This window comes from Aeromonas sp. QDB17 (assembly GCF_027705305.1).
Taxonomy (GTDB): Bacteria; Pseudomonadota; Gammaproteobacteria; order Enterobacterales; family Aeromonadaceae; genus Aeromonas; species Aeromonas caviae.
Genome location: NZ_JAPDBP010000011.1, coordinates 114,043 through 129,083, shown reverse-complemented (window position 1 = coordinate 129,083; position 15,041 = coordinate 114,043). Strand labels below are relative to the sequence as shown.

16 protein-coding genes are annotated in these 15,041 nt (G+C 62.2%); 11 read left to right on the top strand and 5 right to left on the bottom strand.

All coding sequences use genetic code 11. The features are described 5' to 3' along the window. Positions 1 to 19 precede the first annotated feature (19 nt). Entirely contained in the window at positions 20 to 460 is a 441-nt protein-coding gene (yfbV, locus tag OKC41_RS11325) for a terminus macrodomain insulation protein YfbV (protein ID WP_029313829.1), read from the top strand. Between the two features lie 52 nt (positions 461 to 512). Here the strand turns inward: yfbV and OKC41_RS11320 are convergent, their stop codons facing one another. The 3 genes from OKC41_RS11320 to OKC41_RS11310 all read right to left on the bottom strand — a co-directional run bounded on the left by OKC41_RS11320 (position 513) and on the right by OKC41_RS11310 (position 2,230). Then, complete coding sequence (locus OKC41_RS11320; protein WP_039040945.1) at positions 513 to 1,013, bottom strand: YfbU family protein; 501 nt, start codon at positions 1,011 to 1,013, stop codon at positions 513 to 515. A 195-nt stretch (positions 1,014 to 1,208) separates the two neighbouring features. Further along, positions 1,209 to 1,673 carry a thioredoxin-dependent thiol peroxidase gene (bcp, locus tag OKC41_RS11315; protein ID WP_010673165.1) on the bottom strand — a complete coding sequence of 155 codons (465 nt, stop codon included), beginning with the start codon at positions 1,671 to 1,673 and terminating at the stop codon, positions 1,209 to 1,211. Between the two features lie 23 nt (positions 1,674 to 1,696). After that, positions 1,697 to 2,230: a glycine cleavage system protein R gene (locus tag OKC41_RS11310; RefSeq protein WP_010673166.1), complete on the bottom strand. Its 534-nt coding sequence runs from the start codon at positions 2,228 to 2,230 to the stop codon at positions 1,697 to 1,699. A 188-nt stretch (positions 2,231 to 2,418) separates the two neighbouring features. On the opposite strand from OKC41_RS11310, the gene dapA reads away from it, so the two are divergent. The 3 genes from dapA to OKC41_RS11295 all read left to right on the top strand — a co-directional run bounded on the left by dapA (position 2,419) and on the right by OKC41_RS11295 (position 5,690). Further along, the gene (gene dapA, locus OKC41_RS11305) at positions 2,419 to 3,306 is read left to right on the top strand and encodes a 4-hydroxy-tetrahydrodipicolinate synthase (protein WP_042881197.1); all 888 of its coding nucleotides are present in this window, start codon (positions 2,419 to 2,421) and stop codon (positions 3,304 to 3,306) included. Then, positions 3,299 to 4,417, top strand: coding sequence for an outer membrane protein assembly factor BamC (gene bamC, locus OKC41_RS11300; protein ID WP_201894547.1), 1,119 nt, complete (start codon positions 3,299 to 3,301; stop codon positions 4,415 to 4,417). The genes dapA and bamC overlap by 8 nt, the downstream gene beginning before the upstream one ends. A 169-nt stretch (positions 4,418 to 4,586) precedes the next feature. After that, complete coding sequence (locus OKC41_RS11295; RefSeq protein ID WP_010673169.1) at positions 4,587 to 5,690, top strand: phosphoribosylaminoimidazolesuccinocarboxamide synthase; 1,104 nt, start codon at positions 4,587 to 4,589, stop codon at positions 5,688 to 5,690. A gap of 123 nt (positions 5,691 to 5,813) precedes the next feature. On the opposite strand, the gene OKC41_RS11290 is transcribed toward OKC41_RS11295, so the two are convergent. Beyond that, positions 5,814 to 6,416, bottom strand: a complete 603-nt coding sequence (locus OKC41_RS11290; protein WP_010673170.1) for a short chain dehydrogenase — start codon at positions 6,414 to 6,416, stop codon at positions 5,814 to 5,816. 97 nt (positions 6,417 to 6,513) lie between these two features. On the opposite strand from OKC41_RS11290, the gene OKC41_RS11285 reads away from it, so the two are divergent. From OKC41_RS11285 to OKC41_RS11270, 4 genes are all read left to right on the top strand, one after another. After that, on the top strand, positions 6,514 to 7,416 hold the full coding sequence (locus OKC41_RS11285) for a LysR family transcriptional regulator (protein ID WP_041211313.1): 903 nt from the start codon (positions 6,514 to 6,516) through the stop codon (positions 7,414 to 7,416). Between the two features lie 74 nt (positions 7,417 to 7,490). Then, positions 7,491 to 8,114: a DUF2057 domain-containing protein gene (locus tag OKC41_RS11280; RefSeq protein ID WP_042864364.1), complete on the top strand. Its 624-nt coding sequence runs from the start codon at positions 7,491 to 7,493 to the stop codon at positions 8,112 to 8,114. Between the two features lie 73 nt (positions 8,115 to 8,187). Further along, positions 8,188 to 8,634, top strand: coding sequence for an HIT domain-containing protein (locus OKC41_RS11275; protein ID WP_039040966.1), 447 nt, complete (start codon positions 8,188 to 8,190; stop codon positions 8,632 to 8,634). Between the two features lie 118 nt (positions 8,635 to 8,752). Next, the gene (locus OKC41_RS11270) at positions 8,753 to 9,445 is read left to right on the top strand and encodes a DUF3334 family protein (RefSeq protein WP_029313837.1); all 693 of its coding nucleotides are present in this window, start codon (positions 8,753 to 8,755) and stop codon (positions 9,443 to 9,445) included. A gap of 61 nt (positions 9,446 to 9,506) precedes the next feature. On the opposite strand, the gene OKC41_RS11265 is transcribed toward OKC41_RS11270, so the two are convergent. Further along, positions 9,507 to 10,505 (bottom strand): DUF2860 family protein, encoded by a 999-nt coding sequence (locus OKC41_RS11265; RefSeq protein WP_201894546.1) that lies wholly within the window; start codon positions 10,503 to 10,505, stop codon positions 9,507 to 9,509. 202 nt (positions 10,506 to 10,707) lie between these two features. Here OKC41_RS11265 and arcB point away from each other — a divergent pair, with 202 nt between their 5' ends. The 3 genes from arcB to OKC41_RS11250 all read left to right on the top strand — a co-directional run bounded on the left by arcB (position 10,708) and on the right by OKC41_RS11250 (position 14,923). Then, a complete protein-coding gene (gene arcB, locus OKC41_RS11260) occupies positions 10,708 to 13,020 on the top strand; it encodes an aerobic respiration two-component sensor histidine kinase ArcB (RefSeq protein WP_052815934.1) in 2,313 nt (770 codons plus the stop codon). Positions 13,021 to 13,049: 29 nt separating this feature from the next. Beyond that, entirely contained in the window at positions 13,050 to 14,426 is a 1,377-nt protein-coding gene (gene dgt / locus OKC41_RS11255) for a dGTPase (protein ID WP_270672033.1), read from the top strand. Positions 14,427 to 14,719: 293 nt separating this feature from the next. Next, positions 14,720 to 14,923 (top strand): hypothetical protein, encoded by a 204-nt coding sequence (locus OKC41_RS11250; RefSeq protein WP_041211124.1) that lies wholly within the window; start codon positions 14,720 to 14,722, stop codon positions 14,921 to 14,923. The last annotated feature ends 118 nt before the right edge of the window (positions 14,924 to 15,041 follow it).

The window sequence follows — 15,041 nt, the reverse complement described above, 5'->3', positions numbered from 1 at the left end:
AAAAGAGCTCGGAGGTAGCATGAGCATGAACATTTTTGGAACTAAATTACAGCAAGGCCGTCATTATATGACTCTTTGGCCGCGCCGTCCCGAGCTTAATTCCATGTTCCCGGAGAATCGGGTGATCAAGGCCACCGAATTCGCCCTCAAGGTGATTCCGGCACTGGCGGTGCTCAGCGTCATGGTGCAGTTCCAGTTTGGCGAGCTTCATTACTGGCCCTCCGTGATGGCGTCCGTGCTCTTCCTGCTCAGCCTGCCGCTGCAAGGGTACTACTGGCTCGGCCAGCGCGCCGATACCCGGCTGCCTCCCTCCCTCGCCACCTGGTATCGGGAGATAAACGGCAAGATGAACGAGCAAGGGGGCCAGCGTCAGCTGGTGGCCCGTCCCCGCTACGAAGAGCTGGCCGATACCCTCAACGCCGCCTTCAAGCAGCTGGACAAATCCTTCCTCTACGAATGACTTTCCGGGGTCAGACTGACGACAAAGGCGCCCTCAGGCGCCTTTTTCACATTCAGGCTGCCAGCACCTTGCTGATCTCCTGGATGGAGAGCTTGTACTGACGGGGGCACTGACGCCAGACCGCCAGCATGCGCTGGTACTTGTCCCGCATGGCGATGTCGCTGGAGAGCTCGTCGCAGGGGCAGGGCAGTTCGGGGAAGCGCTTGTCCACTTCCAGCAGGAAGCAGACGTAATCCGCCAGTTCCCGCTCCTGGCTGCGGCTGTAGCCGTTGAAGGCAAGGCGGCTCTCGTTGACATCGGCCCGGGCGCTGGCATCCAGGTTGCCCCAGGAGATGGCCAGAGCATGGTGCAGCTCCAGGGTGTCCAGCACCTCCTGGCAGGTGGCGAGATCCAGATGGCCGAAGCTCTTCTCCAGCTCGAGGATCTGCAGGCAGTAGCCGCGCTCGACTATGGTGCTGGCACGCTGGTAAAACGCCGCCTTTTCCGGATTGAGTTTGGCCAGGATCTCGTACTGGTTGCTCAGGATCAGGCGTTCGGTGTGGCTCATGTTCATGGGCTGTCTCGCTGGAAAATGAATCTGGGGTCACGTTAACCCATATCCAGGATGAATTTTTTGATCTGAGAGGGGAGGTTGGCGAGAAAAAGGGGGAAGAGGCGCCCTGGTGAGCCGCCAGAGAGTGGGGGCTGATGCCGTGGTGAAACGAGCAGGGCCCGCCATGGCGAGCCCTGCAACAATGCCGCAGGTGGCTTACCCCTTGACGAGGTCGAGCACCACCTGATGGTGATCGCTGGTCTTGAACTTGTCGAAGCGATGGGCAACCTTGCCCTCTTCGTCGATGAGGAAGCTCAGGCGATGAATGCCGTCATACTCCTTGCCCATGAACTTCTTCGGGCCCCAGACGCCAAAGGCATCGGCCACCGCGTGATCCTCATCGGCCAGCAGGCGGAAGTTGAGGTTGTCGCGCTCCTCGAACTTTTTCAGGCGCTTGGCGCTGTCCGGGCTGATGCCGAGCACCACCACATTGAGGGCAGCCAGCTCGCTATTGACGTCGCGCAGACCGCAGGCCTGGGTGGTGCAACCCGGGGTCATCGCCTTGGGGTAGAAATAGATCAGCACCTTCTTGCCGCGCAGATCGGCGAGGCGAACCTGATTGCCGTCCTGATCGGAGAGGGAGAAATCGGGGGCCTGGGTACCAGCTTCTAGTGGTGACATGGGGTCTCCTCGGATAAACGCCGTCAGGCGTACTTGTGATTGACGATGAATTCGAACGACTCGGCGCCCAGTCCACGACAGAAATCGGCGAAGGCCGTCTTCGAGCCTGGCTCTTCTCCCTGCTTGGAGAGATTCAACTGAAAGTTCGCCTTGAGCAGGTTGAAGGGCTGCTGTTCCAGGGTGATGGTCTGCATGGCCTGGATGTCCCAGCCGTGATCGCTGAAGAACTGGGTGCACTGACTTACGATGCCCGGCTGATCCCGGATCAGCACCTCTGCGCTGGCGCTGATGTCATATTGCAGGGAGTGGTGGCGCTCGGTGCGTTTCATCATGGTGATGAGATCCCACTCCTGGCTGCGCAGTGGGAGGCTGATTTCCAGTTGCATCAGGCTGTTCCAGTCACCGGACAGCAGCATGATGAAGGTGAATTCGTTGCCGAAGATGCCAAGACGGCTGTCGACAATGTTGCAACCGCAGCCACTGACGTGACGGGTCACCTCATTGACGATGCCAGGCCTGTCCGTGCCGATGGCCGTTACGACCAGGTAGTGAGTCATAAATCGTCTCTCGTCCATTATTGAGAATGCGTTGACCGCGGGTGCCGGCACCCTGCCGTGAGGCCTCTTGTGCGCTCGTGCATTCATACGTTTTGTGCCGGATGGTAACACGGCTTGTCCCGTGCCTCCCTTGTTTTTCAAAAGGGGCAGCTTTACCATTACGCCCCTGAAAATCGGGAGAATTATCCATGTTACGCGGTAGTATTGTTGCGCTCGTTACCCCCATGCTGCCTTCGGGCGACATCGATTGGGTCAGTCTGGCAGCGCTGGTGGAATATCATGTGGATGCCGGGACCAGCGCCATCGTCGCCGTGGGAACCACGGGAGAGTCGGTCACCCTGAGCGAGCAGGAACATATCGCCGTGGTTGAGAAGACGGTGGAATACGCCGCTGGACGCATTCCCGTCATCGCGGGCTGCGGCTCCAACAATACTGCTCACGCCATCGCCCTCTCCCGGCGTTTCGCCACCATGGGCGTGGTGGCGGGTCTCTCGGTTACCCCCTATTACAACAAACCCACCCAGGAAGGCCTCTATCGTCACTATTGTGCGATCGCCGAGGCTAGTGGTCTGCCTCAAATTCTCTATAATGTGCCCGGTCGCACCTGCTGTGACCTCAAACCCGAGACGGTGGCCCGTCTGGCCAAGGTGCCCGGCATCATAGGTTTGAAAGAAGCGACTGGCGATCTTGGCCGTACCCCGCTGCTGCGCGAACTGTGCGGGCCGGATTTTGCGCTTTATAGTGGCGATGACGCCAGCGGATGTGATTTTATGCTGCAAGGGGGCGATGGTGTCATTTCGGTCACCACCAATATTGCGGCGCCCCAGATGGCCGACATGTGTCGTGCTGCCCTGGCCGGTGATGCCGGGCAGGCTCATGACATCAACAATCGATTGATGCCGTTGCATCAGACTCTGTTCTGTGAACCGAGTCCCATCCCGGTGAAATGGGCCTGTGCCCGGCTGGGATTGATGGCGACGGCGACCTTGCGTCTGCCCCTGACCGATCTCACCCCCGAGGGGGAAGCGGCGATGACGCGAGCACTGACGACTGCGGAGTTGATGGCGAGTGTTTAAAGCAAATGGAAAGGGAAATGCAGTGCGCCTGGTACTGAGTGTCGCGACGGTGGCCGTGCTGGCTGCCTGCAGCTCACCCCAGGAACGCAAAATGGCCAACCGTGGCTTCGAGTATGAAGAGAGCCGCCTCGAAGGCCGCGCCTTCCTTGTGCCCGCCGGGTTGAGTACCCCCGCCTTTAACAGCAATTTCGACATTCCGGCCCTGCCCGAGAGCAGCCGTGAGGGCGCCCTCGGGGCCAAGGTGGACGTGCGTCCGCCTGCCCAGTTGCTCACCGTGGTGCCCGGCAGCCAGGTGGTGGCCAATGCCAGCGAGCCGACCGTCGCCTTCTATGCCCTCAGCACCTCCCAGAGCGTGGAGCGCGATACCTGGGCCTTCCTGATGAACTTCCTGGCCGAACACAAGGTCACCACCGAGAAGCTGGATCAACAGGACGGCGTCTTGCAGACCGGCTGGTTTGACAACTCGGCGGTGCTCGATGGCTGGGCGGAAGATGACGATGACTTCAAGATCCGTCAGCGTTACCAGTTCACCCTGCGCAACGATGTGCAGCGCCACGCCATCAAGATGTCGGTACGGGTGCTGGATCACGAAGAGACCATCGACGGCGAGACCAGCACTGTGCTGACGCCGGCGGACGCCCAGCGTTATGCTACCCGCGCCCTGAACCAGTTCTCCCTCTATTACGACAAGCAGCTCAAGGCCCGTGAACAGCACAAGTCCAGCGATGGCATGGGGCTGGAGCTGGGTCTGGACAACAACGAGCTGAGCGCCTGGATTGCCGAAGGGTCGTTTGACCAGGTGTGGCGCCGCCTCAATCAGGTGCTGCCTGCCTATGGTTTCACCATCAAGGACACCCAGCAGTCCCTGGGCTGGATCGACGTGGAGTACGACGAGCCGGACAGCGAGTTCTGGAAGGCCAAGGGAGCGGAGCCCTTCAAGCTCGAGGAAGACAAGTATCGCTTCCAGCTCGGCGAGATGACGGGCGGCAAGACCTCCATCACCCTGTTCGACAAGGACAAGAAGCCTGTCGCATCCGGTGTCATCTCCCAGATGTACATCATCCTGTCCGAGGCCTTTGCCAAGGGCTTGGCCGATCAGGGGGCGAAGTAAGCATGGAAACAGGGGCCTCGTGCCCCTGTTTTGTTATGTCCGGGTTGCCGCAGGGCCAGCGTGCCGAGCCGGTTGCCCCGGGCCTGAGTACCTGATGATGTGAATCCCCCACAGACAGGGGTCTGGTGCCCCTACCTAACTAGTCCCACAACAGGAAGTGTTATTAGCCATGAGTCTTGCAGATCAAGTATTGGCGGTGAACGACGATTTGCCGATCCGTACCGATAAACCTGTCCATTCCGGCAAAGTGCGCAGCGTCTACTGGTTGACCCCGGCAGACAGTGCCCGGCTCATTCGGGAGAAAGGCTATGATGTGCCGGCCGATACGCCCCTGGCCCTCATGGTGATCAGTGATCGCATCTCGGCTTTCGACTGCATCTGGCAAGGGGTGGACGGTCTGAACGGCGTGCCGGGCAAGGGCGCGGCGCTCAATGCCATCTCCAGCCACTGGTTCAAGCTGTTCAAGGAGCAGGGGCTGGCGGACAGCCACATCCTGGACATCCCGCACCCCTTCGTCTGGATCGTGCAAAAAGCCCGTCCCGTGATGATCGAGGCGATTGCCCGCCAGTACATCACCGGCTCCATGTGGCGTGCCTACAAGGATGGTGAGCGGGAGTTCTGCGGCATCACCCTGCCGGAAGGGCTCAAGAAGGATCAGAAGCTGCCCGAGATCCTCATCACCCCGTCCACCAAGGGGATCCTCAAGGGGCTGGATGGCGTGCCGGAAGCGGACGACGTCAACGTCTCCCGCGGCGACATCGAGCGCCACCATCAGGCCTTCGGCTTCCGCTCCCCGGCGGACATCGACCGCTACGAGGCGCTGCTCAAAGAGGGCTTCAACGTCATCAGCGAGGCGCTGGCTGCCCTGGATCAGGTCTTCGTCGACACCAAGTTCGAGTTCGGTTACGTGACCGATGCCGCCGGTCGCGAGAAGCTCATCTACATGGATGAAGTGGGCACCCCCGACAGCTCCCGCATCTGGGACGGCGCTGCCCTTCGCGGCGGCGAGATCATCGAGAAGTCCAAAGAGGGCTTCCGCCAGTGGCTGCTGAACCACTTCCCGGATCCGGACATCCTGCTCAACAAGAACCGCATGCCCGAGCGCTTCGCCCTGGCCCGTGACAACAAGCTGCCCACCGAGGTGATGATGGATATCTCCCGCACCTATGTGGGGATCGCCGAGATGATCATCGGTCAGCCGCTGGTACGCAGTGCCAATCCGAAGCAGGAGATCATCGAGGTACTGCGGGAGCAGTACGGCCTGATCGACTGAGGCCGACCGCTTTTTTTGCCGCAGGCGCACAAACGTTTGCCGGTGGCAGGGGAGGCGTTTGCAACGCAGATGACAAAACGGGCCCCATGACGGGGCCCGTTTTCATTGGGTTGTCCGGAGCGCTCAGCCATTGACCCGGAAGATCTGACCGGTCTGTACCCCCAGTACCGATTTCTTGTAGGCCTGGGCCACCCGGGCGGCGGGTACCGGCACGAAGCCCGGGAAGAAGTCGGCATACTTGCTCATGGACTCTTCCAGCACGGTGGGGCTGACCACGTTGATGCGAATGCCCCTTGGCAGCTCGCAGGCGGCCCCTTTCACGAAGTGCTCGATGGCACCGTTGATGGTGGTGGCGCTCACCCCCCAGTGGATGGGCTCCTCGCTCAGAATGCCGCTGATGAGGGTGATGGAGCCACGGTCGCTCAGGTGGGTAATGGCGGCCTGGGTCAGGTTTATCTGGCCCATCAGCTTGCTCTGAAGCCCCACCTGCCACTGCTCGTCCGTCATCTCGGTCAGGGCATTGAAGGCGACGCTGCCGCTGGCGACCACCAGGGCATCGAAGGATCCGATCTGCTCGAAGAGCGCCCGGATGGAGGCGGGGTCGCGCATGTCCACTCTGGCATCCCCCTGGCTGTGACCGACCCGGATCACCTGGTGATCCTGGGCAAGCAGTTCGCTGACGGCGGCGCCAATGGTGCCGGAGGCACCCACAATCACAATCTTCATGTCTATCGCTCCTGGTTGAGATGAGTTGATGATAGCGGGATAAAAAGGGAGAAAAAGCGCTTATGATGAACCCATTGTTTCCACATTGGAGCTAATGATGGATATCACTCACCTGGCCAGTTTCTATGAAGTGGTGCAGCGGGGTAGTTTCTCCGCCGCTGCCGATGCCCTGGGGGTGAGCAAGGGGATGCTGAGTCGCCATGTGAGCGCCCTGGAGTCCGCCCTCAATGCCCAGCTGCTCCAGCGCACGACCCGCAGACTCAGCCTGACCGAGGCGGGGCGGGTGCTTCACCAGCAGGCCGGCGAGATCTTCGCCCTGGCCCGGGAGGCGGAGGAGGGGATCCGCGCCCTGACCGAGGAGGACAGCGGCCGCCTGCGCTTCACCTGCCCGGTCAGCACGGGGGACCGCATGGTGAGCGAGCTGCTCGCCCGTTTTGCCGAGCTCTGCCCCGGCGTCCAGGTCGAGCTCAACTTCACCAATACCATGATCGACATGAGCCAGGGGGAGAATGACATCGCTCTGCGGGCCATGGAGCTGATCCCCGACAACCTGGTGGCCCTGCCGCTCGGCAGGCTCAAGGATGTGGTGGTGGCAAGCCCCGCCCTGCTGGCGCGAGAGGGGATCCCCGCCACTCCCTATGAGCTGGGGGGGCGCTCCTGCCTGCTGCAGGGCCACAACCCGGACTGGGAGCAGTGGCACTTTCGCCAGGGGGAGGAGGAGGCGCACATCCTGGTGCAGGGGCGAGTGCGGGCCAACCACTACAGCACCCTGCTGCAACTGGCCCGGGCGGGCATGGGTTTTGCCAAGTGTCCACTGATGCTGGTGGAGGCCAGCCTGGCCCGAGGGGAGCTGGTGGCCGTGCTGACGGAGTGGCAGACCGGCCTGCACCCGATCCATGTGCTGCACGCCCAGCAGCGCCGGGTGCCGCGCAAGATCCGGCTGTTCAAGCAGGTGCTGGCCCAGTGGTTTGCCGAGCGGCCCCATTATCTGCTGGGGTGAGCCTGCATCCCGTTATTTTTCTGTCATCTGGGGCTGCTACCCTGCGCCCTTCATCGCGAAAGGAGAGTCAGGGAATGAAGCGTCATCAGGGTTGGGCAGGGGTTGCGCTGCTGTGCTGCGGCGGTGTGCAGGCCGAGGTCAGGGTCGAGGTGCCCCGGGATTTCCAGATCCTGGCGGTGAGCGCCGGCAAGGTGCAGGACGAGCAGCATGCCGTGCTGGCCGACGGGGAGCAGCAACTGCTGGTGCGCTACGAGGGGGTGATCCCGAGTCGCAACAGCAGCGACAACGATCGCCAGGTTCGCTCCGAGCCCCAGGTGCTTCGCTATGAGGCCCGCGGGCAGTCGGTGCGCCTGCAGGCTCCCGTGCCTGCGGACGAGGCCGGGATGGAACGCTACGCCAGGGCCCCAGTCCTGGGCCTGGTGGCGGGGGGGCAGCCCCTCGAGGTGCGTCAGGATACGCTGGTGGTGCAGGGGATGCAGATCGGCATGGACTGGCATGCGAGGTTGATGGAGTACAACCGCAGCGAGGGACCTGCCGTGCTCGCCGGTGCGGCGGATGTGACTGCGGCCGCCGTGGCGACGCCCCGGGCCTCCTCCGTGCCGGCCAGCGCCCTGGAAGGGCAGTTGCAACAGCTTTTCCTGCAGGCGGACCCCGCGCTTCGCAAGCGCTTCATCGGTTGGGCCGTGCCGCGCCTTTAAGTTTGCTCCCCGTTGCAGTAACGTGGGCACATCTTTGATTCCCGATGTGCCCATGTTGATCAGCGAGGCCCCCATGTTTGAATTGCACCCCCGCCTTCAGGCGGATACCCGGATACTCGGGGATCTGCCCCTGTGCCGCGTCCTGCTGGCCAAAGACAGCCAGTATCCCTGGCTGATTCTGGTGCCCCGGGTCGCCAACCTTCGGGAGATCCATCATCTGGCCCCCGAGCAGCAACAGCAGTTGATGCAGGAGTCCTGCGCCGTCGCCACCCTGATGGAGCGGGCACTCGGCCCGGACAAGATCAACGTGGCGGCCCTCGGCAATCTGGTGCCTCAGCTGCACCTGCACCACGTGGCCCGCTTCAGCTCGGATGCGGCCTGGCCCGGCCCCATCTGGGGTGCCTGTCCCGCCATTCCCTATGAGGAGCAGGCCTTGCAAGGGGCGGCTGCCAGTTGGCAAACCCGTCTGGCTACCCTGGATGGATTTCAGCCATTTCTGACTGATAATCCAGTCAAGTGAGAGGTGGCTCGCGCTTTGGGCACCGGGATCACGCAATCTGTTAGCGTATCGCGTCGGTGCATGGTGACATGGGCGACACGAGTGACAGCCCCATTATTTCGATCAGCAGGAAGGTTCCATGATAGTGACAAGATCCGAGGATGATGCCGTATTGACCACAGAGGACGTACTGCTGAGCCTGTGCAATTCGGTGACGAGCGTATTGAGTGCGGCGACCCAGACCCAGGTGCGCTTCTCCGGCATGGTGCAGCGGATCAGCAAGACCTGCCTCAAGCCTGACATCGGCTGTTTCGTGCTGTTTGACGGCGGCTTCTCCGGGCTGGTGGTGATCAACTTCTCCGCTGCCGCGGCCATGGAGCTCTACCAGAGCTACATGCTGAGCATGGGGCTCTCCAAGGAGGATCTTGCCATCTCCCACACCTCGGACGAGGTGAGCAACGTCATGGGCGAGCTGATGAACCAGATCGTCGGCAGCTTCACCACCAAGGTGGGGCGCGAGCTTCAGACCCACATCACCCAGAACCAGCCCAAGATGCTGGCGCTCAACAAGCAGGTGATGCTGAGCGTCGACACCAACCTCGACAATCCCGAGACCCGCCGGGTGACCTTCTTCACCGCCAGCAACAACATCTTCTATCTGGAGCTGGCCATGGACAAGACGGAGTTTATCCGGATCCATGATGGCGGCGTGCAGGAGGAGGTGGATCCCGACGAGCTGATCGCCCAGGCCAAGCAGTCAGCCAAACCGGCACCGGCGGCCGCGCCGGCGAGCAACGAGCACGACGATCTGCTGGATTCCCTCGGCATCTGATGGTCGAGGGTTGTGCAAATGAAGAGGCCACCCCGGGGGTGGCCTTCTTGCTTGGGGCGGGTCAGAAGTTGTAAAGCAGCCCGGTACTGAAGCGAAGCGCCTCGGCATCGTAGAAGTCGATGTCGGAGTCGGCGCTGGAGTAGGCCGCGGTGAAGGTGGCGGCAAGGGGTTTGATGCCGAACAGGTTGTGCCAGAAGAAGGTGCCATTGAGGGCGAACTCGCTGGCATCGGCGCGCTGGCCGAACAGGGGATTCGCCGCGTCATACTTGCGCTTGCCGGCGTAGAGGTTGCTCACGATGGACCACTGGGAGGCGCGCTTGGCATAGGTCAGCTGCAGACCGGTGTTCTTGAAGCTCTCCGCGCTCCCGTCCAGGCGGGCCTCCTTGTAGAGGAAGGCGGGCTCCAGCAGCTGGTCGCCGCCGAAGTGGTACTGGTAGGAGACAGCCAGGTCGTGGACCTTGCCATTGCGGCTCAGCATGGAGGCGTAGTGGGTGCCGTGGGTCAGGTCATATTGCTGGCCGCTGCGCTCCTCGTCGAGCTCCACTTCCCGGCTGGTCAGGGTGGCGTAGACGTTGCTGCCCCAGATCCTGTCCCAGGCAAAGCGCACCCCTTTCGAGGTGAGATCGGTGGCGCTGCGGTCCACGCCGGTGGCGAAGGGATCGCTCCACACTTCCACCGGCATGAGGTTGAACACCAGGGAGGTGGCGACGATACCCTTGTCGCCCATCTCCTGGCGCAGACCGAGTTGCTGGGTAAAGTCGAAGCGCACCGCGTCCTGGATGAGGTTGCCGAGGAAGACCTGGGTGCGGGTATCGGCGAAGGTGTAGCGGATATCGGCATTGAGCAGCGGGCTCAGACCGCTTTCGCGGCCGGGGGAGCCCAGATCATCGATACGGCTGTTGCTGTCGTCACCGGCATAGAAGTTGGACTTGTGGCTGCCGGCATTGACCCCGCCCAGCAGAAAACCGGACCAGCCGGTCTGGCGGGGGATCTCCCCCAGATCGGCGTGGGCGGTGGTGGCGACCAGCAGGCCAAGGCTCAACAGAACATGATTTCGCATCGGGTATGCTCCTGACATAACGAATGAGAAGGGTGACAGTGCGCCCCGGTATCCCGGTGGAACCGGTGCTGACTGAGGCATGGCAGGCATGCTACCCCAGCCGGAGTGTGACGTTAATCAATAATTGAATACGCGACGGACAAGAGTTCATGGCGCCGTACTGGTATCCTGTTTGCGCAAGAAAAGGGGAGAAAACAACGAGATGAAGCAGATCAAATCCTGGGCGCAATATTACGTCGACCTGATGACCAAGCTGGGACTGGTGCGCTTCAGCATGTTCCTGGCCACCGCCATCATAGTGCTGGCCGTGTCGATCCAGATGGGGGTGACCCTGTTTTTGCGCGGCACAGTGGACATCGTCGACCTGGTGCGCTCTGTCTTCTTCGGCCTGCTGGTGACCCCCTGGGCCGTCTATTTTCTCTCCATCGTGGTGGATCAGCTGGAGGACTCCCGCCAGCGGCTGACCCGGATGGTGCGCAAGTTGCAAGACATGCGCGAGCGGGATCTCGAGCTCAACAGCCAGTTGCAGGAGAACATCAGCCGGCTCAACGCCCAGATCGCCGAGACCAACCGGGCCGAGACCCTGCGCCAGCAAGCCATCGAGGATCTCGAGAACGAAGTGTTCCAGCGGGAGAAGGCCCAGCTGCATCTGGGGGAGCGTACCGCCCTCTTGCGCTCCTTCATCGACTGCTCCCCCGATCTGGTCTATTACCGCAACGAGGACGAGCAGTTCTCCGGTTGCAACCGCGCCATGGAGGAGCTCACCGGCAAGGTGGAAGCGGAACTCATCGGCCTGACCCCGTTCGATGTCTACAAGCACGACATCGCCAGCAAGGTGGTGGAGACCGACAAGCAGGTCTTCGCCCAGAACGAGCCGCTCACCTATGAGCAGTGGCTGGAGTATCCCGATGGCCGCAAGGCCTACTTCGAGCTGCGCAAGGTGCCCTTCTTCGACCGCTTCGGCAAGCGGCTCGGCCTGCTCGGCTTTGGTCGCGACATCACCGAGCGCAAGCAGTACCAGGACAAGCTGGAGAAGGCGAGTCGGGACAAGACCACCTTCATTTCCACCATCAGCCACGAGCTGCGCACCCCGCTCAATGGCATCGTCGGCTTAAGCCGGATGCTGATGGATACGCCCCTCGATGCCAGACAGCAGCAGCAGCTCAAGACCATCCACCTGAGCGCGGTGACGCTCGGCAACATCTTCAACGACATCATCGATCTGGACAAGCTCGACCGTCGTCGGCTGGAGATTGCGCCGGCTCCGCTGGATTTGCCCGCCTTCCTCGACGAGCTGGAGACGCTGTCGCGCATCCAGGCGGAGCAGAAGGGGCTCTACCTGCACTTCGACCGGGACGGCGACATGCCCCAGTTCGTGATGGCGGACGGCACCCGGCTGCGCCAGGTGCTGTGGAACCTGGTGGGCAATGCGGTCAAGTTCACCGATGAAGGGGGCGTCACCATACGCTGTCTCGCCCACGCCTCTGATGAACCGGGCAAGCTGGCGCTGCACTTCGAGGTGGAAGACACCGGGGTGGGCATTCCCCGCGCCCAGCAGGAGAAGATCTTCGCCATGTACTATCAGGTGCAGGGCAAGAAGCACGCCACCGGTACCGGCATCGGTCTTGCGGTCTCCCGCCAGCTGGTGCAGGCCATGGGCGGTCAACTCTATGTGGACAGCGACCCGGGCGAAGGCGCCTGCTTCACCGCCGAGCTGGAGGTGGACTGCGTCGAGCCCAAGGCCGCGGCCCCGGAGCCCGAGATGCCCTCCCTCGACATCCTGCTGGTGGAGGATGTGGAGCTCAACGTGACTGTGGCCTGCGCCCTGCTGAACAAGCTCGGCCATCAGGTCAAGGTGGCGCGGGATGGTGCAGAGGCGCTGGCCATGGCCAACCCGGATGATTTCGACTTGATCCTGCTCGACATCCAGCTGCCGGACATGACGGGGTTCGATGTGGCGGAGCAACTGCTCGCGCGCTACGGCGACAGCCTGCCCCCCATGGTGGCGCTCACCGCCAACGCCACCGGCGATCGCCAGTACTACCGGGATCACGGCATGCAGGATGTGATCAATAAGCCGCTGGGCTCCAAGGCGGTGCGGGAGGTGATAGGCCACCTGTTTGCGGATCTCGCCGGGGACGAGGCGGACGAGCAGGACGATGTCCACCATCAGGATGCCCTGCTGGATCTGCCCTTCCTCACCGATTACGCCAGCACGGTCGGCAAGCCGGTGCTGCTCTCCAGCGTCGAGCTGTTCGAGAAGATGATGCCGGACTACATGGCGGTGCTCGACTCCAACATGATTGCCAGGGATCAGGCCGGTGTGGTGGAGGAGGCCCACAAGATCAAGGGGGCGGCGGGCTCCATCGGCCTGCGCCGGTTGCAGCAGACGGCCCAGCTTATCCAGAGCCCGGATCACCCCGCCTGGTGGGAGAACGTGGAAGACTGGATTGAAACCCTGCGCCGGGAATACCCGGGTGACATCGCCCGCCTGCGGCGCTGGCTGCTCTCGTAGACACGACGCCTCAGGCAAGGAGCCACGACATGTATGACCGTTTGATCCCCCCCGAGCGCATTCACCCCTGGGGAGACGAAGACCTGCTGGAGGCGACGGAGCAGGACCGCACCCGCATCGTGCAGGCGGCGCCGGTGCGTCGGTTGCAGCAGAAGACCCAGGTTTTCCCGCTCGATGTGAAAGCCTCGGTGCGCAGCCGCCTCACCCATTCGCTGGAGGTGCAGGAGACTGGTCGCCAGATCAGTCGCCGCATCCTGGCGGCGCTGCCGGCCGGAGTGGTGTGCGAGGGGGCCTTCATCAATCTGGTGGAGATGTCCTGCCTGTTGCACGATGTCGGCAACCCGCCGTTTGGCCATTTCGGCGAGCAGGTGATGAGTCAGTGGCTTGCCCAGGAGCTGGACGGCCTCTTCGCCCGTGCCCACGACCAGTTGCCGAGCCCCCAGTGGGCAACCCTTCGCCAGGATCTGCTGGTGTTTGACGGCAATGCCCAGAGTCTGCGACTGGTGCACAGCCTCCATGAGCTGAACCTCACCCTGGGGCAGCTAGCGGCGCTGTGCAAATACCCGCAGCAGCCCCTGCCGGGCCTGCACCATCCCCAGGGCTATGGTCAGCACCACGGCTGGACCAGCAAGCGCGGCATCTTCTTCAGCGAACAACCCCTCTATCGTGCCCTCGGCCAGAGCCTGGGGCTGGCCGAGGGGTGCCGTCATCCGCTGGTCTACATCATGGAGGCGGCGGACGACATCTCTTACTGCATCGCCGATCTCGAGGATGCGGTGGACAGGCGCATCCTCACCCAGATCGAGCTGCTGGCAGCTCTGCGCGAGGCGGACGAGGGCGGTTACATGGCCGACCTGCTCGATGAGGCGCTTGCCTCCGGTCGGGGGTTCTTCCCCCATTTTCGCCAGCATCTGACCCGGGATCTGGTGGCGCTGGCCGCCCATACCTATGTGGCCGAGCACGATCAGATCCTGAGCGGGGCCTATCCCCAGGCGCTGCTGCACGGTCAGGCTCCGGCAGCCCGGGTACTCGATACCCTCAAGCGGGTGGCTCGCGAGCTGGTGTTCATGCGCCCGGAGGTGGAGGCGCTGGAGCTGGAAGGCTATGCCGCCCTGCGCGGGGTGCTCTCCACCTACGCCTTCCTGCTGGCCCTGCCCGCCAGCCAGTTCGAGCGGCTGCTTGCAGGCAACGGCGGGAGCGAGCTCTTCTTTGCCCGGCGGCTGTTCCACCGCCTCTCTGCCCGCCACCTCAAGGCGTACCGGCTGGCGGTGGCGAGCCGGGATCCCCGTTTCGAAAAGGAGAGCGAGCAGGAGTGGTACTACCGGGTGCGGCTGCTGCTCGATTATGTGAGCGGCATGACGGATACCTATGCGCTGGAGGAGTTCCGGCTGTTGTCAGGGATTTGACTGAACCTCTTTTTGGCCGCATTCCACCCATATGGGTGGGAGAGATATTGCGTAAAATTCGGTGTTTTTTTACACTGCGGCAACTTGTTCAACTTTCACACGGTAAGGAGACGACCATGCAACATTTCATGTTCAACGTTGCGTTCGATCGCTGCTCTGGCAGCGCGAAGACTCGTGCTCTTTATTTGCCGCGTGGAGGGGACAGGTAACACCTGCTTTTTTCATCACCCGCGGTTGTCCCGCAGGGTGATCACCTCTCTCCGGGGGAACCGCACGTTCAACTGGAGAATATTATGTCTATCGAACTCGCCCTGCTGCGCCACGTAGAGACCCTGGTTCAAAAAAGGATCACCCGGCTGGAGCGTCGCGTCAGCTACCTGCATCTTTCACCTGCCCTGCTCAAAGACATCGGGCTGGAAGGCAAGGAAGTGCAGATCGCCCATATCCGTGAGCGGGAGTTTCAAACCGGTTTCCGGCTCGGGAACCGAATAACCTGATGGGAAGGGGCCCGGCCCCCGACCTGGTGGATGGCAGGCCTGGGCCTGCCATTTTTCTTTCCTGATGAGCATTGTCTCAATTTAGTTGTCGCACATTGCGCCAAACACTCTATGATCC

Coding starts and splice junctions, on each gene's coding strand:
- yfbV (WP_029313829.1), top strand. CDS start 20: ATGAGCATGAACATTTTTGGAACTAAATTACAGCAAGGCCGTCATTAT.
- OKC41_RS11320 (WP_039040945.1), bottom strand. CDS start 1,013: ATGAACATGAGCCACACCGAACGCCTGATCCTGAGCAACCAGTACGAG.
- bcp (WP_010673165.1), bottom strand. CDS start 1,673: ATGTCACCACTAGAAGCTGGTACCCAGGCCCCCGATTTCTCCCTCTCC.
- OKC41_RS11310 (WP_010673166.1), bottom strand. CDS start 2,230: ATGACTCACTACCTGGTCGTAACGGCCATCGGCACGGACAGGCCTGGC.
- dapA (WP_042881197.1), top strand. CDS start 2,419: ATGTTACGCGGTAGTATTGTTGCGCTCGTTACCCCCATGCTGCCTTCG.
- OKC41_RS11295 (WP_010673169.1), top strand. CDS start 4,587: ATGAGTCTTGCAGATCAAGTATTGGCGGTGAACGACGATTTGCCGATC.
- OKC41_RS11290 (WP_010673170.1), bottom strand. CDS start 6,416: ATGAAGATTGTGATTGTGGGTGCCTCCGGCACCATTGGCGCCGCCGTC.
- OKC41_RS11285 (WP_041211313.1), top strand. CDS start 6,514: ATGGATATCACTCACCTGGCCAGTTTCTATGAAGTGGTGCAGCGGGGT.
- OKC41_RS11280 (WP_042864364.1), top strand. CDS start 7,491: ATGAAGCGTCATCAGGGTTGGGCAGGGGTTGCGCTGCTGTGCTGCGGC.
- OKC41_RS11275 (WP_039040966.1), top strand. CDS start 8,188: ATGTTTGAATTGCACCCCCGCCTTCAGGCGGATACCCGGATACTCGGG.
- OKC41_RS11270 (WP_029313837.1), top strand. CDS start 8,753: ATGATAGTGACAAGATCCGAGGATGATGCCGTATTGACCACAGAGGAC.
- OKC41_RS11265 (WP_201894546.1), bottom strand. CDS start 10,505: ATGCGAAATCATGTTCTGTTGAGCCTTGGCCTGCTGGTCGCCACCACC.
- arcB (WP_052815934.1), top strand. CDS start 10,708: ATGAAGCAGATCAAATCCTGGGCGCAATATTACGTCGACCTGATGACC.
- dgt (WP_270672033.1), top strand. CDS start 13,050: ATGTATGACCGTTTGATCCCCCCCGAGCGCATTCACCCCTGGGGAGAC.
- OKC41_RS11250 (WP_041211124.1), top strand. CDS start 14,720: ATGTCTATCGAACTCGCCCTGCTGCGCCACGTAGAGACCCTGGTTCAA.